General features: G+C 39.3%; 26 protein-coding genes. 1 reads left to right on the forward strand and 25 read right to left on the reverse strand.

Annotation, left to right across the window (positions count from 1 at the left end):
• Positions 1–6: 6 nt before the first annotated feature.
• Positions 7–816, reverse strand: a complete 810-nt coding sequence (locus AC5WOE_RS00165; protein WP_496047987.1) for a pyruvate, water dikinase regulatory protein — start codon at positions 814–816, stop codon at positions 7–9.
• Positions 817–829: 13 nt separating this feature from the next.
• Positions 830–1486 carry a transcriptional regulator CcpN gene (gene ccpN, locus AC5WOE_RS00170; RefSeq protein ID WP_496048806.1) on the reverse strand — a complete coding sequence of 219 codons (657 nt, stop codon included), beginning with the start codon at positions 1484–1486 and terminating at the stop codon, positions 830–832.
• Between the two features lie 380 nt (positions 1487–1866).
• Between ccpN and AC5WOE_RS00175 the strand changes: the two genes are divergently transcribed.
• Positions 1867–3717, forward strand: coding sequence for an MFS transporter (locus AC5WOE_RS00175; RefSeq protein ID WP_496051610.1), 1851 nt, complete (start codon positions 1867–1869; stop codon positions 3715–3717).
• Between the two features lie 165 nt (positions 3718–3882).
• Here AC5WOE_RS00175 and glyS read toward each other — a convergent pair whose 3' ends face one another.
• The 23 genes from glyS to AC5WOE_RS00290 all read right to left on the reverse strand — a co-directional run bounded on the left by glyS (position 3883) and on the right by AC5WOE_RS00290 (position 25141).
• Entirely contained in the window at positions 3883–5961 is a 2079-nt protein-coding gene (glyS, locus tag AC5WOE_RS00180; RefSeq protein ID WP_496051611.1) for a glycine--tRNA ligase subunit beta, read from the reverse strand.
• Positions 5951–6841, reverse strand: coding sequence for a glycine--tRNA ligase subunit alpha (gene glyQ / locus AC5WOE_RS00185; RefSeq protein WP_496047990.1), 891 nt, complete (start codon positions 6839–6841; stop codon positions 5951–5953). Before glyQ ends, glyS begins: the two co-directional genes overlap by 11 nt.
• A 430-nt stretch (positions 6842–7271) precedes the next feature.
• Positions 7272–7421 (reverse strand): hypothetical protein, encoded by a 150-nt coding sequence (locus AC5WOE_RS00190; protein WP_496051612.1) that lies wholly within the window; start codon positions 7419–7421, stop codon positions 7272–7274.
• Positions 7422–8092: 671 nt separating this feature from the next.
• Positions 8093–8854 (reverse strand): DNA repair protein RecO, encoded by a 762-nt coding sequence (gene recO / locus AC5WOE_RS00195; RefSeq protein ID WP_496051613.1) that lies wholly within the window; start codon positions 8852–8854, stop codon positions 8093–8095.
• 14 nt (positions 8855–8868) lie between these two features.
• A complete protein-coding gene (locus AC5WOE_RS00200) occupies positions 8869–9006 on the reverse strand; it encodes a YqzL family protein (protein WP_496047992.1) in 138 nt (45 codons plus the stop codon).
• An 85-nt stretch (positions 9007–9091) separates the two neighbouring features.
• On the reverse strand, positions 9092–9994 hold the full coding sequence (gene era, locus AC5WOE_RS00205; RefSeq protein ID WP_496047993.1) for a GTPase Era: 903 nt from the start codon (positions 9992–9994) through the stop codon (positions 9092–9094).
• A 212-nt stretch (positions 9995–10206) separates the two neighbouring features.
• A complete protein-coding gene (locus AC5WOE_RS00210) occupies positions 10207–10893 on the reverse strand; it encodes a diacylglycerol kinase (protein ID WP_496047994.1) in 687 nt (228 codons plus the stop codon).
• Positions 10894–10906: 13 nt separating this feature from the next.
• Positions 10907–11374, reverse strand: coding sequence for an rRNA maturation RNase YbeY (gene ybeY / locus AC5WOE_RS00215; RefSeq protein WP_496047995.1), 468 nt, complete (start codon positions 11372–11374; stop codon positions 10907–10909).
• Complete coding sequence (locus AC5WOE_RS00220) at positions 11375–13483, reverse strand: HD family phosphohydrolase (RefSeq protein ID WP_496047996.1); 2109 nt, start codon at positions 13481–13483, stop codon at positions 11375–11377.
• Between the two features lie 2 nt (positions 13484–13485).
• Positions 13486–14460, reverse strand: coding sequence for a PhoH family protein (locus AC5WOE_RS00225; RefSeq protein WP_496047997.1), 975 nt, complete (start codon positions 14458–14460; stop codon positions 13486–13488).
• 5 nt (positions 14461–14465) lie between these two features.
• A complete protein-coding gene (gene yqfD, locus AC5WOE_RS00230; RefSeq protein WP_496051614.1) occupies positions 14466–15653 on the reverse strand; it encodes a sporulation protein YqfD in 1188 nt (395 codons plus the stop codon).
• Positions 15654–15665: 12 nt separating this feature from the next.
• Entirely contained in the window at positions 15666–15935 is a 270-nt protein-coding gene (locus AC5WOE_RS00235) for a YabP/YqfC family sporulation protein (protein ID WP_496047999.1), read from the reverse strand.
• 110 nt (positions 15936–16045) lie between these two features.
• Positions 16046–16234, reverse strand: a complete 189-nt coding sequence (locus AC5WOE_RS00240) for an alpha/beta-type small acid-soluble spore protein (RefSeq protein WP_496048000.1) — start codon at positions 16232–16234, stop codon at positions 16046–16048.
• Positions 16235–16324: 90 nt separating this feature from the next.
• Complete coding sequence (locus AC5WOE_RS00245) at positions 16325–16654, reverse strand: hypothetical protein (RefSeq protein ID WP_496048001.1); 330 nt, start codon at positions 16652–16654, stop codon at positions 16325–16327.
• 100 nt (positions 16655–16754) lie between these two features.
• Positions 16755–17894: an ABC transporter permease gene (locus AC5WOE_RS00250; protein WP_496048002.1), complete on the reverse strand. Its 1140-nt coding sequence runs from the start codon at positions 17892–17894 to the stop codon at positions 16755–16757.
• Positions 17895–17909: 15 nt separating this feature from the next.
• Complete coding sequence (locus tag AC5WOE_RS00255; protein ID WP_496048003.1) at positions 17910–18833, reverse strand: ABC transporter ATP-binding protein; 924 nt, start codon at positions 18831–18833, stop codon at positions 17910–17912.
• A 22-nt stretch (positions 18834–18855) separates the two neighbouring features.
• Positions 18856–19590 carry an ABC transporter permease gene (locus tag AC5WOE_RS00260; protein ID WP_496051615.1) on the reverse strand — a complete coding sequence of 245 codons (735 nt, stop codon included), beginning with the start codon at positions 19588–19590 and terminating at the stop codon, positions 18856–18858.
• Positions 19591–19602: 12 nt separating this feature from the next.
• The gene (locus AC5WOE_RS00265; RefSeq protein ID WP_496048005.1) at positions 19603–20295 is read right to left on the reverse strand and encodes an ATP-binding cassette domain-containing protein; all 693 of its coding nucleotides are present in this window, start codon (positions 20293–20295) and stop codon (positions 19603–19605) included.
• A complete protein-coding gene (locus AC5WOE_RS00270) occupies positions 20292–20684 on the reverse strand; it encodes a GntR family transcriptional regulator (protein WP_496048006.1) in 393 nt (130 codons plus the stop codon). Before AC5WOE_RS00270 ends, AC5WOE_RS00265 begins: the two co-directional genes overlap by 4 nt.
• 131 nt (positions 20685–20815) lie before the next feature.
• Positions 20816–23173 carry a PEP/pyruvate-binding domain-containing protein gene (locus tag AC5WOE_RS00275; RefSeq protein ID WP_496051616.1) on the reverse strand — a complete coding sequence of 786 codons (2358 nt, stop codon included), beginning with the start codon at positions 23171–23173 and terminating at the stop codon, positions 20816–20818.
• 20 nt (positions 23174–23193) lie between these two features.
• Positions 23194–23817, reverse strand: coding sequence for a TetR/AcrR family transcriptional regulator (locus tag AC5WOE_RS00280; protein ID WP_496051617.1), 624 nt, complete (start codon positions 23815–23817; stop codon positions 23194–23196).
• Positions 23818–24292: 475 nt separating this feature from the next.
• Positions 24293–24568, reverse strand: a complete 276-nt coding sequence (locus AC5WOE_RS00285) for a hypothetical protein (RefSeq protein WP_496051618.1) — start codon at positions 24566–24568, stop codon at positions 24293–24295.
• A 165-nt stretch (positions 24569–24733) separates the two neighbouring features.
• The gene (locus AC5WOE_RS00290) at positions 24734–25141 is read right to left on the reverse strand and encodes a hypothetical protein (protein WP_496051619.1); all 408 of its coding nucleotides are present in this window, start codon (positions 25139–25141) and stop codon (positions 24734–24736) included.
• Positions 25142–25186: the final 45 nt, after the last annotated feature.

The following is a 25186-nucleotide window of genomic DNA, read 5'->3' on the forward strand; positions in this document are numbered from 1 at the left end:
TTGCTTTCACCCCTGTTTGTTGATCATATCCAAGATGATATTTGCAGTCTCTTCTACCGCTTTATTGGTCACATTAATTTGAGGACATCCAACTCGACGAATGATTTGTTCAGCGTACTCTAATTCTTCTAATATTCGACCCATATTCGCATAACTAGCCTCGGAAGTTAACCCTAATGCTTTGAGGCGTTCCCGTCGAATACTATTTAAATGTTCAGGATCAATGATAAGCCCAATGCAACGCTTACGAGGAATCAAATAGAGTTGATCAGGTGGTTCTACTTCTGGAACAAGCGGGATATTCGCCACTTTCAACCCTCTATGTGCAAGATACATCGAAAGTGGGGTTTTGGAAGTACGAGATACTCCAATTAATACTACATCTGCACGTAAAACACCCCGAGGATCTTTTCCATCATCATATTTCACTGCAAATTCAATTGCTTCTACTTTTCTAAAGTATTCTTTATCTAATTTATGGATAAGCCCGGGCTCTTTTTTTGGTTCTTTTCCTAGTAATCGACTAATTCCATTCATCACAGGTCCAATCAAATCTACATAAGGCACTTGATTTCTCACTGCTTCACTTATGAGGTAATGCTGCATTTCAGGAACCACTAGTGTAAAAACGACCAGAGCTTTTTCTTCTCTTGCGATTTCAATGACTTCTTTAATTGTTTTTCGATCACCTACATATGAAACACGGCGTATCTCAACAGATTTGGACCCAAATTGGCTTGCTGCTGCACGAATTACTGCCTCTGCTGTTTCTCCGATTGAATCGGAAACCAAATATATAATGGAATGGCCGAGCAAGTGGTTCACCTCCCTATACTTTCATTGCTTGTCCTAGTTCAACAAACGCCTTGACAATTGAAGTTTTCGTAATTCGGCCAACTACTTCCCATTCCTGGGGATATACTTGATGCTGCCGAACCACTGGAAGTGAATCCACTTGATGGTTTACCATTTGCATAGCTGCTTCAAACAAGGAATCTTCACTTCGACAAATTATCAGATTTGGCATTCTTGACATGATCACACCTACTGGAATCGATGAAAGTTCTGATTTTCCCATGGCCGCTTTTAATAAGTCTTTTCGGGATACAACACCTGTCAAATATCCTTCTTTTTTGAGGATAAAAATACTTCCAACATCTTCTAGGAACATGGTGCAAATTGCATCGTAGACAGATGTGTTCTCTTGGATTACGATAGGGACAGACTTATATTCACCCACAGATAAACTTTTGATATGCTCTCCTAATAATTGATTAGCAGTTTTACCTGTGTAAAAATATCCAACTCGCGGTCTTGCATCAAGAAAACCTGACATGGTGAGAATGGCTAGATCTGGTCTTAAAGTTGCACGAGTTAAATGGAGCTTTTCTGCTATCTGTTCCCCTGTAATAGGTCCCTTTTCTTTTACAATTTCGATGATTGTTTCTTGGCGTTTCGTAAGTTCGATGGTCTTTACACCTCCTATTTCTCCAAATGTGACATACTTATATTATAATCTCCTTATATAGTATATACTATATTTTTTCTTCCTTGCCTATCGTTTTTTGTTTTCTATGTATTTCAATATTTATAAATAATATTATTTGTTTCCTATTCCGTTTTTCCCCAGAATACCAACTATGGAGATTTGATGATAGTGATACTATCTATTATAAGGCTATTACAGATTTTGTAAACTAAAGTAAATAACGCTTTCACCATGTAAACAAAGGATTATTATAAAAATAAAGTAATAACAACCATAAACACAAACAAAACCATTGATATCGTTTATTATTTACTTTATTTCAGATTATTAATAAAATGTATATAAAAGAGTCCCATTCTACCTAAAAAAGGAATATCATGTTTTCTTTCCGATCGAAGTCGCTTCCCTTCTGGCTCGTACCGCTCATGATCGGTCAGGTGATCACCGTTGCGGCAATCCCTGACCTGATCAATCAGGCTTTGCATGTCATCCTCGACAAGCAGGGAATGCCCGTAGGGCAGATCATTGGATCATTTATCCTCACTTTTGCCATTTGTGGACTTCTCTTTGGAAGGGTGACGGATCGATATGGACCGAAGAAACTACTAAGCATATCTCTTCCCGCTTTGATCGGAACGCTAACCCTGTATCCTCTTACAAATACAACATGGGGATACATGACGGTTCGTATTTTGAATGCGATTGCCTATTCACTTGTCGTGAATGCGCTATCCGTACTCATGCGAATGAGCATGCCTAGTGGTCGTCACGTTCAGGCGAGAATCACTGGTTTCACCAGTGCAAGTTCCTATCTGGGCGCAGGTCTGGCGATGTTTTTCGGCCTAAAGCTTTCAGACAATGCGGGAAAACTTTGGCTCACTGTACAGATCTTGGGACTGCTTTCTGCTGGATTGATCTTTTGGGGTATGACCCTGATCCATTCACAGGAGCAGGTTCCGATGAAACAGAAGGTGCTGAGGTCGGTCAGGAAGGCAGTTTCCCACTCTGTTGGAGAAGCTAAGAGGCTGTTTGACAAAGATGCCTTTCTGATTTCACTTCCTAGTCTAGGAATCAGTGCTGTTTATCTAGCCTTTCTGACCTATTTCGCGCTCTATGCCGGTGGAGAATCAGCGGCTTCTATTCTTCTCTTGACCACCATGACAAATGGGGTAGCCTCTGCTACTTTTGTTCCCAAATGGGTGGTAAAGAAAGGATATCGTCCCGTTATGTTGGGGAGTATTTTCCTCTTGACCGCAAGCTTGATTCTCATCCGAGTTGGGGAGCAGTTCTGGCTGCTTCTTCTGGCTGGGATGATGGTTGGAATGGCGATTTCCAGCAGCAGTCTGAGTATGTCAGAAGAAATCAATTCAAGGGTATATCATGGACGCCTAGGTGCAGGAGTTGCTACCTATGGTTTTCTCCGTCAAATTGGTGGTGTGATTGGTACCATTTATTCGGGGATCATGTGGGGAATCTGGAAAGCTGACATGTGGCTCTCCCTTATTCCTCTGCTCCTAGTCGCCCTATTTCTGCTCTTCTCTATTCGGTTGAAGACTAGGCGGGGCTCCAGCAGAACCCAAAACCGTGGTGGTTATAAGGATTTGGAACTCGGCAGACATAATGCTGCTTGGGAACTTGCCTTCGGCAAAGCCGATCATAATACTGTGGTGAGTAGTGTACAACTCTACGAGAAGCAATTTTTGGACACAAGAAAATTGCAAGAACTATCACCTGAAGTTCTTGTACAGAGAATCCAAAATCTGTCCTTGGCAATAGCTCTTCTCCATCATGTGCAGGGTTCAGCAAGCGGTAGGCTGTCTTCTGAGATGATTACCCAAACTCGTCGGCAGCTCATCACTCACCTGAAAATGCTTGATCGACAAAATCTTCGGCACTATCTCCGGAATCCTTGGCAACCTGAAGTAAAGGTTAAGGATTTCGCGTATCAATTGGAGATAGAAGATTTGCATCAGTTGACTGCAGCAGAAATTGACCTTCGAGTAAAGAGTACCATTCGAATCGTACAGATGCATTTGGAGGCTGGTCATGTACTGGACGATACGGCTCAGGAGCAGATCGATCAGGAAATTGAGAGGGATGACTTTCGAACCGTACAAAGGTATTTGGAGGCTCTTCGAATTCTTCATGTACTAGACGATTCGGATCTAGAGCAGATCGATCAGGAAATTGCAAGACTAAACTCCATCCATGGAGAATGGGACAAATAACATTACCTGTTCTTTAGGGCTTAGGTAACGTAACTGCGTCCCCTTTGAATAAAGGGGACGCAGTCCAGATTTAAAACCTATATCAAGATAATAGAAATTATCCCCTGTACTAACACTTAATGATGTGGTTTTTCTTACTATTTACTTAAACTAGGGTAAATTTCATTACTCCCCTTCAAATACAATATGCTCAAAAGCAACAAAAGAGTGAACTAGTTGATGAATACTTTTTAATAGTGCCAAACGATTTTCTTTGATGTCCTCACGATCCACCATCACCATCACATGGTCGAAAAAAGTATGAATAGCAGGAACGATCTTCTTCAATGCCCTGTATACAGATGATGCATCCTGAGCTTGTGTTACTTCATCCAAAGAAAGTTGAAAAGCTTGGAACAGAGCTATTTCTTCCTCTTTTTCCAATAAGGACTGGTTTACAACTTGTTGCTTACCTTTTGTAGCTAGATTAGCTACCCGTATGAATCCATCTACTTCCACCTTAAAGCTTTCCCGTTGCACACTTTCCATCAATACCTCTGCTTTTTGCACCACATTGGAAAGGTTATCGATATCACTTGCTAACACTGCTTCTACCACATCATAACGAATCGATCGCTCAGACAAAAGTGCTTTCAATCGTAAGCGAAAGAAATCCAATAGTTCCGTTGCAACCTCTATGTTAGGACGTTGGAGCCTACCTGATTTTCCGACAACCGCCAGTGCCAATTCAATTAATTTGCTTAAGGATAAGTTCATTTTTGGTCGTTGTAACAACAATTGAACAATAGCGGATGCTTTTTTTCGAAAGCCATATGGATCTTGAGAACCGCTAGCAGTTAGCCCAATACCAAATCCAGAAGCAAGTGAATCTAAGCGATCAGCCAGAGCTAAAATGAAGCCAATATTACTCACAGGTAACTCATCTTCTGTCTGGCGAGGCAGTACTTGTTCGAAGAGTGCCTCTGCTACTTGTGGTATCTCTCCTTGAAGCAAGGCATATTCGCGTCCCATATAACCTTCTAACTCTGGGAATTCCCCGATCATCTGCATTGCTTGATCAAATTTTGCAATCAAAGCAGCTCTCGCTAGTTGATGTTTTTCTTGCTCCGAAAGACCCACTGTCTCTCCAATAGCTAAGGCTAATTTTTCCCCACGTTCCACACGTTCTGCCATTGAACCAAGTGTTTCTTGGTAAACGATATTAGCTAATTTCTCTTTTGCTTGATCAATGGTTACCTTTTTATCTTCTGCAAAGAAAAATTGAGCATCCGCCAATCTTGCGCGCAATACTTTTTCATTTCCTTGGCTGACATGTGTTAAACCATTTTTATCCCCATTTCGTATCGTCACAAAATACGGCAATAAAGCACCAGACTCATTTTGCACAGGAAAATACCGTTGGTGTTCTCGCATTGTGGTAATGAGTACTTCTTTGGGTAAGTTCAGATATTCGGTGGCAAATTGACCACTGACTACTGTTGGATACTCAACCAATTGAGTCACTTCTTCCAATAGATCTAGATCAATCGGAATATCCCAACTGTGTTCTTTTTGCAGTTCGATAAGCTGGTTTCGAATATTCTCTTGCCGTGTATCCATATCCACTTCTACAAATTGATCACGTAAAGCCAATGGATATTGTTCTGCTTCAGAAATAGCGATTTCCTTCCCTAAAAACCGATGTCCCCTTGTCATACGATCAGCAGTAACTCCTGCAAAAGAAACCGGAATCACTTTATTATCGAAAAGACTGACTAACCAGCGAATCGGACGAATAAATTTCGTCTTGGTAGCTTCCCATCTCATCGTTTTTGGAAAAGTTAAACTCTCTAAGATGGACACAAAAGAATTCATTATTACTTCTTCTGTGTGTAATCCAACTTCTTGTTTTATTGCATAGACATATTCGGTTCCCTTGTCTTCCCTGAGTTCTAACGAAGAAAGTTCCACACCATTTTTACGGGCAAATCCCATCGCGGCCTTGCTCCAAGAGCCATCTTCTGCTTTGGCGATTTTCGCAGCTGGACCACGCAGTAATTCCGTGCGATCACTTTGTTTCTCTGCTACTTCGTTCACCAATACTGCTAAACGACGAGGCGTCGCAAAGGTTTGAACAGCACCGATGGAAATTCTTTGCTCCGCAAACCATTTCTCGACTTTTGCTGAGAATTGTTCTGCTGCATTTCGAACAAATCGAGCAGGAATCTCTTCACAACCAATTTCAAATAGAAAACTATGCTTCACTTTGAACGCCTCCTTGCTTAAGCAGCGGAAATCCTAATTTTTCTCGCTCTTCAATAAATGCTCTCGCACATCTTCTTGCCAAGTTACGAACTCGTTTGATATAGCCCGTTCTTTCTGTGACACTAATCGATCCACGAGCATCCAGTAAATTAAACGTATGAGAGCATTTTAAAATGTAATCATATGCAGGAAAAACGAGTAATTGATCCAAAGCCCTGCCTGCTTCTCGCTCAAAAGCATCGAATTGCGAAAATAAAAATGCTTCATCCGATATTTCGAAGGTATATTTGGAATGCTCATATTCTGCTTGATAGAAAATATCCCCATATGCGACGCCTTCTACCCACTCCAAATCAAATACGTTTTCTTTTTCTTGAATATAGGAAGCTAGGCGTTCTAACCCATATGTAAGCTCAGCGGAGACCAACTCTGTTTCCAAACTGCCTACTTGTTGAAAATAAGTGAACTGGGTGATTTCCATCCCATCTAACCAGACTTCCCATCCAAGCCCTGCTGCACCAAAAGTAGGATTTTCCCAATTGTCCTCTACAAACCGAATATCATGATCCAATGGATTCAATCCCAATACCCGTAAACTATCCAAATATATCTCTTGGATATTGTCTGGTGCAGGCTTCATAATGACCTGAAATTGATGATGCTGATAAAGTCGGTTTGGGTTCTCTCCATATCTGCCGTCAGCTGGACGACGGGATGGCTCGACATAAGCCACGTTCCATGGCTCAGGACCTAACGCCCGCAAAAAAGTCATCGGATTTAATGTTCCAGCACCTGTCTCGACATCATATGATTGAACCAATATACATCCTTTTTCACTCCAAAATTCTTGCAGTGCTTTGATCATCTGTTGAAAATTCAACACGTTCACCTCCAAAAAATACAAAAAAGCTTCTTGTCTCCATGTGATGATAAAAAACATCACATAGGGACGAGAAGCTTTTTTCCCGCGGTTCCACCCTATTTGACCAAAACACATTTTGGTCCGCTTTCAGTTTCAACCTAATGCTCAAGAACGCCTATTCACGAATGCCACTATCAGGCTCACACTCTCCCTGATTCGCTAGGAAGTGGGGGATTCGTTACTACTTTTCTGTCATCGCACTTCAAATTTTTTTTAGCTTACCAAATGCAATAGGGAATTGTCAATGTTAAGACTGTGAATCAACATAATATAATACTTATGTGTATGATCAAACATCTATTAAAAAAATTATTTACCTAGGCGGAGTTAGGAGATGATACATGTATCCATCACCTAACTCCACCGTTTACCATGGTTGAGCTAGAACTCAGAGTCCGAAGCGCTTCTTGATCGCATCCATGCTGTTCTCAAGCGCCTCTCCGTGTCGCTGGGCGGAGGGGTCTTCGGACTTCTTGGCATCTGCGGCCACCCTCTCCGCGTTGTCGAGAATCTTTTCCTCTTCTTCTTCTGTTGCCATGGCAAACTCCCCTTCAGGGATTCAGACCACTCCTATTGAGCAGCACTTATTTTTGGAAATCAGTTGTCTATATCCTCTTGAGATATCAAAATCAACGGATACCCTTAACTACTGCTGGAAAAACTCGCTTTTTTGAAATAGTTTCGTGAGTTTATTTTGTATTTACCCGCTGCCTTGGATCACATTAGAATGAACTTGAAAAGGTTTATGCAATTACCCTTTTTTCTTCGTCGTTATTACTTGATCAGAAGTAGAAGAATTTCTAAGGCCTTATTTCTCGTTTTTCCTGACCAATTAACTGTGTATTCCTAAATTTCAATAATTAATTTACAATCAACCTGCCTTTCATTAAAATAGAGATAGTCCATCAACTGGATGTGCTATCATAGAGAACTGGAGTCAAAAATGACATCCAATCCCGAACCCTCTCCTCCTACTGGGCTGCCAGTAGTCCTGAATGACGTGGGTGACAACACTGCGGACCCAGAGAAGTCCGAGCCCCAAGACTCTCCGCCCCCAGTGAACCCCTTCGGCACTTGGAACGAGTGAACTAAGTAGTCTCATCGTTCCAGTTGGTTGCATGTGGATATCATATGCAGCCAACACCCTTCATAGAGAACCTAATAAAAAAAGAAAAAGCAAACAATAGAAAAAATCCATTGTTTGCTTTGTTATTTTCCATTCCAAGTTGATCGCAATTGTTGAAGGATTGCTCTTGACTTGGTCTTGATATCCAATTGTGCATCTAAATAAAATTGCAATATCGTCTCCATATCGTGTTTGGTTTCCCATTTTATATTGACATTTCCTAGTTGATCAGCAGATATATCATTTAAAATCCGCAAGTAGTATGCAGTTGCAGGGGTAATGCTGATATCTCTTGGCGTCATGCACTTGGTACACACCATACCGCCTTGTGTCAGCGAGAAGGCTGCTGCTTCTCCATTTTGCCAAGGAGTCCCACATTTAGCACACTCGGAAAATACAGGTTTATAGCCAGCCGCTGCTAGGATCGCGAGTTCTAGTAAACGCGTCAATATTTCTGGGTCTTTGCCATCATTTAATTGAGAAAGCAACAGTCCAAGCTGATTATATAAAGTTAGAGCAGGTTCTTTTTCTACGATAATTCGATCCACTAATTCTAACCAATATGCGCCGTAAGCAGTCAATAAAAGATCTGATCGTATAGTTTGATGGTGATGAATGATATCTGCCTGAGAAAGGGACGGCATACTTGTTGGACTATGCTGATAGCAGACAAAATCAGCAATCGTAAAAGGTTCTGTCACTGCACCAAATCTGCTTCTTGGTTTTTTGGAACCTCTTACGATCATGCTTACTTTTCCTCGTTCACGGGAAAAAATAAACAGCAAATGATCACTTTCTCCATATGGTTGATTTCGAAGGACAATTCCTTGCAATTTGATAATCATTGCTGTCCTTTCTACTAGGCCTCTTCTTTTTGCTCAACGTCCTCTAACTGTTCTTCATCCTGCTCAACTGTTAAAGCCTCTATATCTTTGTATAAAAGATAGGCATCGATGCTACCCGTTACCTGAAAACAGCTCCATGAGAAATTTCGCAACGAGTCTCTTCCTTTCTAGAGAGGGGTTCAGAGTTAGCATGACCGAGGAGCATGATTTATATGAGACAAAGTTATTGGTTATTTTTTACTCCTCATCGCGATAGCCATATTCCCTCAGATATTGGGATTCATTGCGCCAATCTTTTCGCACTTTAACCCATAAATCCAAGAATATGCGATATCCAAATAAACGTTCCATTTCGGTACGAGCAAGTTTACCGACTTGCTTTAGCATTGCGCCTTGCTTGCCGATCAAAATTCCTTTTTGTGATTTACGTTCTGCAACAATAGCAGCCCGTAAATATAAAGTTTGTTGATTTTCCCTCAACTTCGCCTCTTCTACCACTACTGCAACAGAATGAGGAATTTCCTCATGTGTTAATTCTAACACTTTTTCCCGAATAATCTCACCCATGATGAATTTTTCAGGATGATCCGTCACTTGATCTTCTGGGTAATACATGGGGCCTTCTGGTAAGCGTTCTAAAATTAACTCAAGCAAACGACCTGTATTATTTCCTTTTAAAGCTGATATAGGAATAATCTCATCGAAGTCATGAAGCTGACGGTATTGCTCGATAAATGGCAAAAGTTTGTCAGGATGAACTTTATCAATTTTATTGACCACCAAAAATACTGGTGTAGAAACCCCTTTTAGACGTTCGATTATGTATTGATCCCCGCCGCCTAAACCTTCTTCTGCATCGACTAAAAATAAAATAAGATCTACTTCTGTAAACACATTTTGCGCTGTTTTAACGAGGTATTCTCCTAGTTTAGACTTAGGTTTGTGAATCCCTGGTGTATCAAGGAAAATAACCTGACCATGTTCATCTGTATAAATGCCTCTGATTTGATTTCTCGTTGTCTGAGGCTTGTCCGACATAATGGCAATCTTTTGGCCGATTGCTTCATTCATCAATGTTGATTTCCCCACATTTGGTCGTCCAATAAGTGCCACAAATCCGGAACGGAACTTATTTGTCATAAAAATCCTCCTTTTGAAAAGCAAAAGGGAGCAGATCTGCAACGTTACCCGTTTGCTTACTCCCCCTGTAAATTGTATAAAGTTACAGGCATATTAGCTAAAAACCATTCTATTACTACATGTCGACAAAAGGCGAGACAGGATTATGTGCGATAGCTCAAAATAATGCTGCTCCCTCAGGGAACATTAGCTCATTTTGTATTTGGTGGTTCCTACAAAAGCTGCAATCCGAGTACAGCTATGACAATCCCCATAAGCGCACCAAAATACATCGATCGATAATTGGTGTTTTCTTTAATACGTGACTGCACGGCAATGCCCGTTAAAAATAACACCAAGATACTTATAGGAAGCTGCCAAATTACCAAGATGATTAATGTCGCTACACAAAAGGTGAGAGACATGATCAAACTCGGTTCCCAGTCTTTCCAATATCTCGAAACCCATGCTTTCAGCAAAAAAGTTGCAAAAAAAGTAACTAATACAATTGCTGTAAGCCCAATCGTTGGCGGATAGAGAGAATGTTCCGAAATACTGGTGTGAATAAACCGTAAATAAGGAAAAAAGATACTAGTCCCAACAATAAAAGCAAGTCCTGCTGTTAAAAATACAGCTCCTGCTGCAACATCTTTGGCAATCTTAGCAAGCGGATGGAATTCTCCTGTGATCATATCTACTACTGCTTCGATGGATGTATTGATCAATTCAGCAAACAATACCAATGTGATAGAGACAAACAACAGCAATATTTCTAGCTTTGATAAAGATAAACAAAGGCTTAATAATAAGACAACCAATGCCGTAATAAAATGGATGCGCATATTGCGCTGGGTGACAACCGCATACTTTAAGCCTTCGATCGCGTATCGAAAGCTTTTGAGTACTTTAGTCACCCACATGAAACATCTCTCCCTATCTCGTAATATCTAACTCGGATAATACTTTCTCTTGCAAGCCGAACATTTCTTCTTCCTCTTCCTTTGTTTCATGATCATAACCAAGTAAATGCAAAAATCCATGTACTACCAAAAAGGAAATCTCTCGCAGTAAGGAATGACCGTATTCTATCGCTTGAACACTTGCTATAGGAAGACTGAGAATAATATCTCCAAGTTCAATCGTTTCTTCCCAATCTTCTTTGCTCCATTCCGATCGATTTTCAAATAGCGGGAATGAGAGAACGTCTGTAGGACTATCTTTTTCCCGATACTCTCGATTGATTTCTTGGATTCTTTCCTTACTAACTAAGGTTAACGATACGGAAACCTCTGGAAGTTCTTCCATCTGAGCTACTTTATCTAATACTTCTTGCACTCTGTCAATCGCTGCTTTTTCCTCTTCTGTCAGAGGTATTTCTGCTTCTATTTCAATGGTTACCATCTATTTTGCCCCTTTTGTTGGTATATCCTCTGGGTACTCGATGCGGGAATGAAAAATCCCCTGCAACGTTGCTGCCATCGCTTTAGCGATAGAATTACATTCTTTAAATGTCAAATCACATTCATGAAATTGTCCATCTTCTAGACGATCTCGGATAATTTTACTAATCATATTTTCAATTCGTGATGGAGTTGGCTTGGAGATGGAGCGTACAGCAGCCTCCACACAATCGGCAATCCCGACAATAGCTGCTTCTTTAAACTGTGCTTTTGGACCAGGATAGCGATAATCAGCCTCAATAACCTGTGTTCCATTGCTTTGTTCTAGTGCACGGTAATAAAAAAACTTCAACAAAGTTGTCCCATGGTGTTGTGCAGCAATATCTTTGATTGCTTTTGGAATGCGATGAGCCTTCAGCATCTCTACACCATCTCTTGGGTGTGATAAAATAATTGTTTTGCTCAGATTTGGTGATATTTTATCATGGGGATTATCTCGATGGATCTGGTTTTCGATAAAGAATTGTGGCCGCTTTAATTTTCCAACATCATGATAATAAGCTCCAACTCTCGCAAGAAAACCATCAGCACCAATTGATTCAGCTGCTGCCTCCGCCAAGTTTCCGACTATGATGGAATGATGATAAGTACCAGGAGCTTTGTAAAGTAAATCTTTAAGTAATGGATGGTTAGGATTGCTAAGCTCCAAAAGACGCAGAGGAGATAGTATTCCAAACATGGCTTCAAAATAGGGCAAAAAGCCAATCGTGAGCACAGCAGAGAAAATACCGCCAATTAAGCCGAACAAGAGTGATTGAAAAAGTTGCGCCCAATCACGTTCTGCTGGCCATAATGTATAGAGAGCAAGAATAGCTACCATACTCACAAGAGAAGTTAAAACACCTGCTTTTAACACGGCACTTCTTCGTTTAACACCGTCAAGGGCGAAGGTGCTGATCATCCCACTGATCAATGCAACTAATCCAAAACGAAAATCAAACAACAACTGATTATCTCCGTTAAAAAATATGCTTGCTGCTAAACATAATAATAAACTTGCTGCTAAAGATAATTTTGAATTTAACAACAAGGTAATCAGCATCGTTCCGAGCGCGACAGGAGCGAGAAAACCTACTGTACTCCATTCTAAATTTTGTCCTAATGTAACTATCTTCATCCCAATCAGTGTAAGTAGCATGATCGATACCAGCAATAAAAGTTGGCTGTTATCTGCATGCAGGAAGGAATGAAAGCGCTGCACATAAAACCGAAAGATAGCCAAAACCAACAAGACAAGAATCAGTAAACCCACATAAGGCAGGACATTTGTTTGTTCGCGTATCAAACCTATTTCTTTTAATTTTCGATATTGATCAGGAGTGACAACTTCCCCGGAAGAAACGAGCACTTGCCCTTTTTTGATCGGAATTGATTCAACAGAATCTTTCGCAGCTTCTCGAAGGGATTCTGTTTTCTTCTGGTCATATAGTTCATTAGGAATTAAAAAATATCTGGTGATCTCACGTGCCAAATAGCGTGAATTACTCGATAGTGATGAAGTGACCAACATGCTGTCTACCTGATCTTTCTTCGTGGCAAGTTCTTGAGAACGAACTCCTTCTTCTAATATATTGGACACAATGTCTCTGGTAGTTAGACGTAAATCTGTTAATTCAGTTAAAGAAGTTCGTACTAATTTAATATAAAATTCTTCTGGTAGTTCTTGGGAAATTGCATCTTTTAAGCTTTTCAATTTTTCGGGTTCTTTCAACGTTTTATCTCCGATGATCCTTCTTGCATCAGCAAACACCAAATCAATTTTTTCAATTTGACTGTTCGTTAATTCTTCGTTTTTTGTGTATTGAGGATCTACAGAGTTTGCTGCTCTATCCTTTGCTGCTTTTGTCGCTGTATCATCAATTTTAGTTATAGGAGAAATAATCGTTTCTCTACTTATTTTCCCAACTTTTATATCGACAAACTGCGGCAAGGCATGTGGAAGCAACAACAAATAGAACGCGACCCCGAAGATCGCGTAAATGAGTATCTGTATGGAAAAATGACTTTTCCACTGTCCTTGAAAAAAAGAAGCTCTTTGGCTTTTTCCCATAACTAGCTGGCTCCTTGGTTGTCTTCCTCTGCATATGCTTCAATAATTTGTTGTACCAGTGTATGTCGAACAACATCAGCTTGTTTTAAATAGACAAAACGAATATCCGGAATATTTTCAAGTATCCGCTCTGCCACTCGCAATCCTGAATTTTTTCCTCGAGGCAAATCCACTTGGGTTACGTCACCAGTTATGACCATTTTGGAGCCAAATCCAAGACGAGTTAAAAACATCTTCATTTGTTCAGGTGTTGTATTTTGAGCCTCATCTAAAATGACAAATGCGTCTTCTAATGTTCGTCCACGCATATACGCTAGAGGTGCAATTTCAATTAGTCCACGTTCCATCATTTTCGCAACTTGTTCCATTCCAAGCATGAAGTATAAGCTATCATATAAAGGGCGTAAATAAGGGTCTACCTTTTCTTGAAGATCACCAGGTAAGAATCCTAAGTTTTCCCCTGCTTCTACTGCTGGTCTTGTTAACACGATCCGCTTAACACGATTGGTCTTTAAAGCCATCACTGCCATAACGACAGCCAAAAAAGTTTTCCCAGTACCTGCAGGTCCAATCCCAAAGACGATGTCTTTTTTCTGGATAGCTGTGACATAATGCCGTTGGCCTAATGTCTTGACTCTCACCTTTTGACCTTTTTGGGTAATACCTACTTCTTCTTGGTACAGTTCCAATAATTCATCGGCCTTGTCCGTTTCCGAAAGTCGCTTGGCATATACAACATCACGTTCATTTAACTCCAAGCCTTGGCGAATAAGCGTCAGCAAGACGCGAAATAATTCCTGTGTTCTATCTACTTGTTCAGATGGTCCAGAGACTACAATTTCTCCGCCCCTCGAAACGATCTTGACCTTACTGTCTGCTTCAATCACTTTGAGAAACGTATCATGCGGGCCAAACAATTTAATTGCTTCATCAGAAGTCTGAAATTCAATGTGAATCCGTTTTTCATTGCTTTGCAAATGTTTCAATCCCCTTGTAGTATAGGCTTTTCTTGAGCAATATTTTCAACCACATCAAAATGTATCTTCAAATAAACTTTACCATTGTCTATGCGTTGGTGCAAAACTTTTTCCCCTAAAATTCTACCTTCTGGAGCAATAGTATTAGTCATTTCCAATCTAGCTCTTTTTTTTCCTAAAGTAATCGCATCTGTATGATTTCGAGTATAGGTTACTTGTCTAACAGACCAATAAACATCGCGTACCAAACCGATCGGTAATTGATATTTTCCAATACGCAGTGCCGATATTCTTCTCATTAGTTCTGATTTTGCATAAGGTTTAGGCGTAGAAAATGGATTAGTTAAGATAAATGGCCCCACAAATGGCCATGTATAACGTGTTTTTTCTCCAGTATATTCGTTTTGTACATACTTTAGGGGCACAACTACCTCTGATTCATACCAAACCTCACCTAAAACAATTCCTTTAGCCCCAACAATTGTCCCCTTACTTGGAGATGCTGCGGCTCCATAAGTACCTGAAACCAACAATTGCCCTTTTTTCACAGCATCATGTACTTTGACCACCGGATTCCCGTGAAAAACACGTACATCCATAATGAAGGCATTTTTTTTAGAAATCAAATCTACAGGCCGACGAATCAGCTTCTTTTCCCCGATCGAATCTACCCGTTTTTTTTCTGCCACTGTGACAATGATGCGAGTACCTTCTATACGCACTCCAATCCATGAAGCATTTGGAATTCGTTTTAGAAGTTTTCTTTGCAGTTGATCCGTATTAGGAAATCCAACTTTAAGCTGTCCTGGATAAATACCTTCCTTTTGTAAAATAGATAGAACATATTTATCTGGTAATTGCTCATTTCCCTCCACATCTATATACCAAATAAACGAAGAAAAGAAGAATAGCAAAAATAAAAAAATAGAAAAACCAATGACAAAAAACTTTCGCTTCTTTATCTTTTTGAGCATGAAAAAAGGCCCTGATTTCTCCACTATTTTCCCAGCTATTTTATATTGTTTCATATACTTCCAAACTTGCATGATATCTGATAACAAAACGGTAATTCGCACTTTTTCTTTACTTACCCATTGTACATTCTTAAGGACAATCTTAGCTTGTACGATTTGATCCAATAAGATTGAAATATTTTGCCCCAAGCATTCAATAGTTACTGTACCACCTCTCACATGCCTTCTCCCCTATTCCTTATTCTTCATATGTACTGCAGAGATTTTTCCAGTAAGTAATATTCTATCTGGGTAAATAGCTTCCATCACAAGAGAGTCACCTTCCACAGTAAGAAAACCTGTAGCCGTTTTTAACGTGAGTAAATCTGGGTTAAATTGATGGACACCTATAAAATTTTCGATTTGTAACTGTTGTCCGATCCATTCTATGCGAGGGAGAGTCCCAACCACTTCAGGGGGTAAATCAAACCAATTGGAAGCTAGTTGTGTAAGTCGTTTCATCGTTTTCCTCCCTCCATCTCCTTGTTAAGAATATGCACGAAACAGAGAGAGTAGAAGAAAAAATCCAGAAATCAAAAACGACTCCTGAAATGGAGTCGTTCATTCCTATACTATTTGGTTTGTTGCTGCTCGACTTGAGCGATAAGCCGTTTCGTTATTTCTCCACCTACTGATCCATTCGATCGAGCAGTTGTATCTTTTCCAAGGGTCACACCAAACTCACTAGCTATTTCTTCTTTAAATTGGTTTAATACTGCTGCTGCACCTGGTACTAATAATTTATTTGTGCTTCTTGGCATTGGTCTTGCACCTCCTTATCTACCCTTTAGTATGGGAAGGAGGTTCTATCTTTACTTGTATTACATCTTACCAGAGCTGGCAAAATTGGCCTAATGCCTAAGTCGTCGTCGAATAAACCGACGAATGACAAAAAATAATACAATCAAGACAATGATGACGAGCACAATAAATATGATACCTGCGATGATAACCCCACCAACGAAAGAGCCTAACTTACTAAAGATGCTTTTTTTCTTTTTTGTCTTGTAATAAGAATAACTACTCGATTTATAAGATGGTGAATAGTAGCTGGAATGCGAACTACTGGTATGATAGCTGGAGTGTGACCTTATTTTTGCATAACTCACTTCCGAGTGAGCAGTAGCAAATACAACAGACAATAGCAGCATGGAGAGAAATATAGCTGTTAATCGTTTCAATTAATTACCTCCATCAATATATAATAGTTTTATTCTATAAATAACTATTACTGATTGGCAAGTAGAATTATCTTAGAGTATTGTGCTATTCCTTTATACCCTAATTTACAGCTCGACGCAAAAAGGTGGAATAACTAAACTTTGCAATGATTAAACCCACAAACCCAATAGAAAGTAAAACAGCAAAGGTTGGCCATATATCACTTATTTTTGCCCCATGAGCCATCACTTCCTGTAAACCATGTTGTGCCCAGTATTGAGGAGTCATTTTCCCAAATACTTGTACATAAGAGGGAAGCATATCAAAGGGAAACCAAAGTCCGCCTAACATGGAACCACCTAATGTAAATAATTGAGTAATCCCTTTTGAAGCCTGATCAGATCGAATTAACATGGAAACTGCTATACCGATGCTTGCTCCGCAGATACTTAGGGATATTACGATCAACAAGACAAGCAAAAAGTTGCCGAAAACTAAGCCATAGGCAAAATGACCAAATAGGAGCAACACTAAACATTGAAACAGAACCATAAATACATTTGGTAACCACATGCCCAGTAAATACTGCCAGGAGCTGATGGATGTACCTTGTAAACGAGAAACCATACCCGAATCCCTCTCCGCTGTAAATCTTGTTACCATCGTCATGATGATAAAGAAGGAGAACATAATCATATAACCTGGAACAACTTGAGTAATACCATTAATTTCACTAGATGTTTCATTGATTGTAGTGATGGTTATAGGAGCTTTCATTGTACCTGCTATTTTCGATTCTGGCTGACCCTCACTCAATAAACTTGTTTTAATTTTTTGTTCTCGATATTGATTACTCAAACCGTTTAGCACAGCATCCACTGCTGCTGCAGCTTGATTTGCATTCCCATCTCGATAAAATTGAATCTGAGAAGCACTAGTTGCGAATTGTTTTTCAAACCCTTTCGGAATTACCACAAGAGATGAAATGTTTCCTTTTTGTAACTGCTTTACTTGATCGTTAAAAGATGAGCTGCTTTCTAATTTCACATCTATCTCTTTTATTCCATCCAACTGTTTTATAAATGCACGAGAGAGAGTAGATTGGTCTCTGTCTATTAGTTGAACTGTTACTTTTGAGTCTGAATTGGAGAACATAAGATTCATAACTACGATAAAAAAGATCGGCATAGCAAACAACCAAAAAAAGTTTCCTTTTCGTTTTAAAAATATTTTCAACTCTTTTTTTAATACTGTACTCATTTTTGACTCTCCCCCTTACACATCTCTGAGACTTACACCAGTTAATTTTAAGAAAACATCTTCCAATGACGGACGTAGTATTTCTAATTTTTTGATAATTAGTTTTTGATTCGTTGCTATTTCCGTTAAATATTGAATTGTTGGAAGTAGTTCTTCTGTTTCAATTACCCAACCATTGCCTTTTTCTATTACATTTGTTGCAGAAGGTACTTTTGGTTGTTCGCACTTCTGAGCAGATTCCATATAAACAGATGGCTTTGTATGCTTTGTTAGAAGTTCATCTAGTTCGCCCACAGCAATGACATTTCCATTATCAACAATTGCAATCTCGTCGCACAGTGCCTCTACTTCTTCCATGTAATGTGTAGAATAAATAATTGTCACTCCTTGCTTGTGCAGCGAGCGAATCAATTCAAAAATAAGGTTACGAGATTGAGGATCAATCCCCACAGTTGGTTCATCTAAAATTAATAAGTCAGGCTTATGCAACAATGCTACAGCGATATTAATCCGACGTTTCATACCTCCAGAATACGTACGAACTTCGTCCTTTCCACGGTCAGATAAACCTGTTTTGGCCAGTACATCTTGAATCTGATCTTGCAACTTGCTTCCTGTCACTCCAGCCAATTCACCAAAAAAAAGTAAATTATCGATTGCTGACAAATCTTCGTACAGGGTAATAGATTGTGGAACATATCCTATTTTTTGTTGGATCTTTACTAGGTTCTTTTTCATATCTAAACCCATTACTTTTATTTGACCAGAATCTGGCTGTATAATGCCAGAAATCAGTTTCATCATCGTTGATTTCCCTGCACCATTGGGACCAAGCAATCCAAAGCATGATCCCTTTTTGACTGAGATTTCTAATTGATTCACTGCGATACGTTTGCCATAACTTTTTTTTACTTTATGAAATTCAAGCATATTCGTCATATAATCTCCTCCTCGATACCTGTTAGACCAGTTTTCTTTCCAAAAGATTAGACATAGAAGCAATTAGCATGTAGGTGATGATCCAGCATGGTATCCAAGCAATTAAGGAAAACTCAGGAAACGCCATATACTGGTGTTCTACGAAATGGAATATCACCTCTGCATATGATGAGATCACGAGAGCCCAAAGTACCCAAAATCCGATCCAAAATAGAGAGACTAAATAACGATACTCGGTCAAAGCCAATGTTCCCATAAACATGCCTAAAGCAATAACAAGTGGACCGATGACAATCATGATCAAACCAACATTTGCACCAGTTGATAAGAAACTGCCTATATCATGGAGCTGTAACTTAGGATCGAGAAGCAAGACATAGAAAAAACCTGCTAATCCAATCACAAAAATAATGAGGTAAGTTAATATCGATCTCCACATGGCTGCAAGAAATTTGGCCCAAATCAGTGTCTGACGACTGTAAGGCAAAGATAACCACCAACCAATGGTGTTACTGCGCTGCTCTCGTTTGATTGTTCCTCGGGAGATTCCAATTAAAATAAAAGGTAAGCCATATAACACATTCCAAATTTGAACCGGCTCTAACTCTCCAGTAAGCGCAAGCCTTGTTATAAACACGACAGCAAGAACTAAGAAGACGACTAAATAAATATACTTGATGTATCTTTTGTGACTCGAATTTTTATCTTTATCCGTACTCCTCTGTTTCAATTCATGTTTGACTAGATTCCAAAACAAATTTCATTCCTCCTATCGATATAACTCCCGGTAGATACTCTGTAGAGAACCTTGCTTTTCCCGCATTTCTTCTACATCCCCACTGAGAATGACTGCCCCCTCTTTAAAAAAGACCACATAATCGAATAATCCTTCTGTTTCTGCTATTTCATGTGTACTGATCAAAATCGTTTGCTCTCGTTCGCTAGCTAAATCGATGATGGTCTCCATGATTTGTTCTTTCGCAATCATGTCAATTCCCGCAAAAGGTTCATCTAATATAACCAAAGGTACCTCTCTAGCCATGCATAAAATTAACATCAATTTTGCTTCTTGTCCTTTAGACATGCTGGCTGTCATCATCGAAGCATCTAAGTTCATTCTGTTTGCTAGATCAAAAGCTTTGTCTTCTTGAAAACCAGGTAAAAAGTTTTTACCATATTCGATCGTCTTCTCTACACTGTAATCGAGATACCAACGTGCACGATCTGGTAAATAGGAAATTTGGTGATTCAATTTCCAGTTTGGCTTTTGCCCGAGTACTTGAATCTCACCTGCGTCGTTTTTGATTTGTCCTACAAGTAATCGAAAAAAAGTAGATTTCCCTGCACCATTCGGTCCTAAAACACCTACAATGCGATTTGCTGGAATTTGAACTTCCGCTTCCTGCAATGCGAAGTTTTTTTCGAACTTTTTACTCAGCCCTTCACATTCAATTACATTCATTTGTTTACTCCTTTCTCATTGGTGATCCATTGAATCATGTCTTTCTCGTTATAGCCTAAGCTTTTCATCTTTTCCACAAACTCTAAACAATAGCGCTCTGCTAATTCTGACTTAAACGATGCGATGTTGTTTTTGGATGTAGTAATAAATGTTCCTTGCCCGCGACGTTTTTCTGTCAATCCATCTCTCTCCAATTCTTGGTATGCTCGCATAACTGTATTTGGATTCACCTTTAAACTAATCGCTAACTCACGTACAGATGGTATCTTCTCTCCCAAACCGATCTCCCCCCGTGCTACTGAACTTCTAATCTGATCTAAGATTTGTTCGTATAAGGGTTGGCTAAGATCAATTTGAAAAACAAAAGAGCCAACCTTTCTATCTTCCATGTATGCTCCTCCCTTTCAGGAGTATTTTTTCTTATAAGTGTATTATAACAACTAACACACTTAATGCAAGTGTTTTTTATCATAAAATAAAAAAAACAGTTAGGAATGATTTTCCCAACTGCCTTCAGCTATTATTTTCCGATGATATGAACCAATCCTTGGCCGCCATCTACGATTACTCGGTCTCCAGTCTTTAAACGAGTAGTCGCATTTCCACACCCAACAACCGCTGGAATTCCTAATTCTCTAGCAACAATCGCAGCATGGGAAAGTGGTGCTCCTACATCTGTAATAATGGCCGCTGCTTTTGGAAATAAAGGTGTCCAGCCTACATTCGTACTAGAGGCTACCAAAATCTCACCTGCTTGCAGTTCCTTTCCTTGATCTGGGCTTATCAAAACGCGAACTTTTCCCACTATCCTCCCAGCAGCCCCTGCAAATCCTTTTAACTCTTCTGTATCCATTTCTGTAGATGGGATGGTTGGATCATAAATATCTCCTCTCTTTTGAGGATCTTTAGCCCATGAAAAGGGATCAAATCGCCCGCGTATAATTGCTGGAAAAGGTGGCAAAGACTTAAACTTAGCATATGTTTCTTTTCTTTTTGAGATAAACTTTATTATATTCTCTTCATCAGATAACAATTTTTCTATTTCTGTGAGATAAAGAAAAAAAATATCTTCTCCGATTCCTGTTATGTTACCAATTTGAAGCATAAAGGCTCGTAAGACACGATGTACGCGAACAAACTCAGAACGTACTGTTTCTCTTAGCTGTGCACCTTCTGCCGCTAATTTTAGTTGTTCCTTTAGCCATCGCTTTTTAAGCGGATACTTTTGTTCAAATCGAGCAAATGCTGCCTTACTCTTGGTTTCTTGAGTGGTCAATAATTCCATCACATTTATGTTGGATTGTTGGAATTCTTTTATTTGTCCCTCCAACCAATCGCTATTTTCAGCTGGATCAGCAATGGACAGTTCAAACTCATAAGGACCTCGATGCCCATACTGGCGAGCATAATCTTCCTTGCTCCATTCACCGGCCAATACTTTGGATATCCCTAACACAGGTCCAAGACTTGCTAATTCACCTTCTCCCCTTAAGTTTGAAAGCAGAGCATTTGCATCTTCTTCTCCGACCATTTTTGCTAGTTTTTTCTTCAATCTCATCGCTAAAACTGCTTTTGTTCCCCCAGACAGAAGTGTCAGCCACGCTTTACGATGATAAGGATGCAGCTCCTCTTCCCAAATATTTTTTATCTCAGCAGTTGTCGTTGCTGCTGCAATTTGCTTTTTTATATTTTGACACCACTGTGGAGTATCTGAAATTTGTTTCGTTATGGATTTTGAGGCAATCTGAACTTCTTTGAGATAGTGTTTTACTTTTGGTACCATCAATTTTAATAATTCCCACCGAGTAAATGGATAGACTGGTAGTTCCATCTCTTGTGGTATATTGCCAAATACATCGCCAATGAGAGAAAGCGCGAATTTAGGACTGATCCCAAATGCAGAGAAAACCGATAACCTCCTGCTGATATTGGTATAAATTCTTCCGCATATATTTCCCGACATGAGATAGTATCCTGGAACAACACTGATTTCCTCATCTAAATATTGCAAGATCGACCATGTGAAAGGAGTAACAACATCTGGCACAGCTTCCCCAACATTAGCATTGGTCCAGAGGTAGTCTCCTGATAACGAATAGTTTATGTCATAAGTTTCCATGTTTCCCTTGGATAGTGTAGTGATTGGTCGAGCTTGAAGGATATATAACTTTTCATTTGCAACGGCCCATTCCAAATCTTGTGGTAAACCAAATTGTTTTTCTAACTCTATCGCCAAGTCATAAAGTTGCAATGCGTATTTTTTCATTCTATATGGACCATTATATTTTTTTCGAATACGAGTCAATTCAAAAATATAGGCATCCGCTTCTCCAGAAACCAGCTGTTCTCCTAAGCCATTAACAAAATTTCCAATCATGCTCACACTACTACCAGTCACTGGATCAGCAGTAAACAAGACCCCTGACATCTGGGACGGAACCATTACTTGAATGACAACCGCGATTTGATGATCTTCTTTCATTCCTTTAATCGAAGTATAAGATTTCACTCTTTCATGATGAACAGAATGAATTACCGTTTGAATGGCTTCCCTTATCTCTTCATCTGTAGATTGATTTAATACGGTTTCAAACTCCCCAGCAAATGATGCTTCTGATGAATCTTCACTTAAAGCAGAAGAACGAACAGCAAATTTAGCTTGAGGATATCTGAATCGAATTTTGTTTAAATGAGTGACTACCTCCGTCCAAACCCCATCAACAAAGTTCTCTGGTCCAGTAGCTGTAGATAGAATGACAAATCCATCTGGAATGGGGTACCCATCTTGAAACATCTTTGCCAGCATCATCCCTTTCCCACCTGCAAAAGAGAAATCAGCTGGAGTTAATTCTGCAAAACTTTTCACATGATGACTCATGTCAAACATCTCCTGTTTTCCTAGTTGTATAGTGTTTTTCTGAGTATCTCTAGATATTTATCCAATTCTTGTAATGTCTTGCCATTCTGAAGTTCTTCAGCTTTTTTAAACTTATCTCGAGCCTGAACCTTATTAGATATGCCTTCAATCGTCCAAATAATGATATCCAATGCTCTTGAAGGATCGATATCTCTGCGAAAAAGAGACGCATCGATCGAAGCAAACATTTTAACATAACTATCTCGAATAATTTCTTGATTGCGAGAGTTAAGTTTATCTTTTATTTCAGTCGCTTCTTCTATATTGGCTTCTATAAGAAAATCAAATATTACAGGATATTTGTTCATCAATCGAAGTTTAATCAATAGCATTTCTCGAGATCTCAGTAAAATATCTTTTTGGTCAAAATCGATTTGTCCAAAAAAATCTTCCAAGATTACCTCTACGCAATAATCGTAAAGGTACAAATACAACTTTTGTTTATTGGAGAAATAATGAAACAATAATCCCTTGGAAATACCTGCTGTTTCCACGATTTGATTAGTAGATGCTGTTCTGTAACCTTTTAGAGCAAATTCTTTCATTGCAGCATTTAATATTTGTTGTTGTTTAACAGGATCTAAAGCAAGAAATTTAGAGGTCATATAAAGTTTTCCTCTCTTTTCACGTTTGACCAATGTGGTCAATTACATTTTAAGACTATTGACCAATGTGGTCAATAGGAAAGGTTATAAACATTTACTCATCTAGAGATATGGCAACAACAACAATCCTTTTCAAATACACACAACAAAAAAGTGGGATGGGGAATGTTTAGAAACAGAAAAAGCCATTCCCACTAAGGAATCTGGCTTTTCCATAATTAAAACTGATGTTTTAACTAACACGCAATGTTTTACCCGTTTCTACTAAACTTTTCATCATTGATAACCCAATTGGCCAACCATTAAAATAATAAAAAAATCCACCAATATTTTTATTGATGGATTACATAAATAAAACCACTTTTAAAATCTATGAAAAATAACTTATTTACGGGATCTGGATCGAGGAGACTCAACCCAGACTGTAGACGTGAAGACACAAATAACAAAACTTTCACATCCACTTGGTGTATTCTCAACGAGCACAGCGAAGCAACGCCCGAATAGTCATGGCGAAACCATAAACCATTCCAATGACGATGAATACCATCCCGAAGAACACACCCAAGACCATGAGAGCACCGAAAGTGAACAGCATTCCCCTCACCATCCAGCGCATTGCTCGGAAGGTCGCTACGATGATGCATGCAAAGCCTACTACGGCGGAAAGGATGTAGGGAAGGTTCTCCTTCCATTCCGTGAGAACCGCGAGGACGAAAACAAAACCAGCGACGCGATAGATGCTCTTCACGAAAGCTCCTAAGAATTTGACCTTAACACTGATTTTAGGGACAACATCCGCTATCCATGCAGAAGTCACCTAAAGTTATAATTAGATTAGCACACTTCTGAATAATAGGATAGCTGATAAAAATAATACATTACAAAAAAGACCCTCATAAAGAGGATCTGAATTTTACCTAGGATATTTTCGTTTATATGGTTTGATTGCTTTTGGTGAATCTAAAACCTCTTTAAGCAAAAACGCTTTTTGCAATGGTTTTAGTTTCTTTTGTTTCGCCATTGGTAATGGCAAAACAGTATTTAATTCATCATGCTGCCTATCTGACGGGATCATGGATTTTTTGGAGGAGAAAAAGTCAGATTTGTTATCTATCATACTCTCTTTTTGAGCAGAGCCTTGATTTGGATCTGTACTTGGTTTCTTGTTCATCTGCTTCGATTTTTTCTGCTTATGTTTCAACTGATCCCCTGCTGGTTGTTTCGCACTAGAAGTGCAACATAGACGACCAATACCCCACAATATTAGAAAAGCGATGCCAAAAGGGATGAGCGTTTTGATTAATTCTAAGATGGCAATCATATCATCCCTCCCGTTCCTTCCCCATAAGCAAGAGACTGATATGGG

Source organism: Shimazuella sp. NTD248 (assembly GCF_059510395.1).

Bases quoted from the DNA above. Each gene is read 5' to 3' on its own strand.
- AC5WOE_RS00275 (WP_496051616.1), bottom strand. From the start codon at position 23,173: ATGAGTCATCATGTGAAAAGTTTTGCAGAATTAACTCCAGCTGATTTC.
- AC5WOE_RS00290 (WP_496051619.1), bottom strand. From the start codon at position 25,141: ATGATTGCCATCTTAGAATTAATCAAAACGCTCATCCCTTTTGGCATC.
- AC5WOE_RS00235 (WP_496047999.1), bottom strand. From the start codon at position 15,935: ATGAAACGACTTACACAACTAGCTTCCAATTGGTTTGATTTACCCCCT.
- AC5WOE_RS00270 (WP_496048006.1), bottom strand. From the start codon at position 20,684: ATGGAAGATAGAAAGGTTGGCTCTTTTGTTTTTCAAATTGATCTTAGC.
- AC5WOE_RS00255 (WP_496048003.1), bottom strand. From the start codon at position 18,833: ATGACGAATATGCTTGAATTTCATAAAGTAAAAAAAAGTTATGGCAAA.
- AC5WOE_RS00190 (WP_496051612.1), bottom strand. From the start codon at position 7,421: ATGGCAACAGAAGAAGAAGAGGAAAAGATTCTCGACAACGCGGAGAGG.
- AC5WOE_RS00240 (WP_496048000.1), bottom strand. From the start codon at position 16,234: ATGCCAAGAAGCACAAATAAATTATTAGTACCAGGTGCAGCAGCAGTA.
- AC5WOE_RS00280 (WP_496051617.1), bottom strand. From the start codon at position 23,817: ATGACCTCTAAATTTCTTGCTTTAGATCCTGTTAAACAACAACAAATA.
- AC5WOE_RS00250 (WP_496048002.1), bottom strand. From the start codon at position 17,894: ATGAGTACAGTATTAAAAAAAGAGTTGAAAATATTTTTAAAACGAAAA.
- era (WP_496047993.1), bottom strand. From the start codon at position 9,994: ATGACAAATAAGTTCCGTTCCGGATTTGTGGCACTTATTGGACGACCA.
- AC5WOE_RS00175 (WP_496051610.1), top strand. From the start codon at position 1,867: ATGTTTTCTTTCCGATCGAAGTCGCTTCCCTTCTGGCTCGTACCGCTC.
- AC5WOE_RS00265 (WP_496048005.1), bottom strand. From the start codon at position 20,295: ATGAATGTAATTGAATGTGAAGGGCTGAGTAAAAAGTTCGAAAAAAAC.
- AC5WOE_RS00210 (WP_496047994.1), bottom strand. From the start codon at position 10,893: ATGTGGGTGACTAAAGTACTCAAAAGCTTTCGATACGCGATCGAAGGC.
- ybeY (WP_496047995.1), bottom strand. From the start codon at position 11,374: ATGGTAACCATTGAAATAGAAGCAGAAATACCTCTGACAGAAGAGGAA.
- AC5WOE_RS00220 (WP_496047996.1), bottom strand. From the start codon at position 13,483: ATGGGAAAAAGCCAAAGAGCTTCTTTTTTTCAAGGACAGTGGAAAAGT.
- recO (WP_496051613.1), bottom strand. From the start codon at position 8,854: ATGATTATCAAATTGCAAGGAATTGTCCTTCGAAATCAACCATATGGA.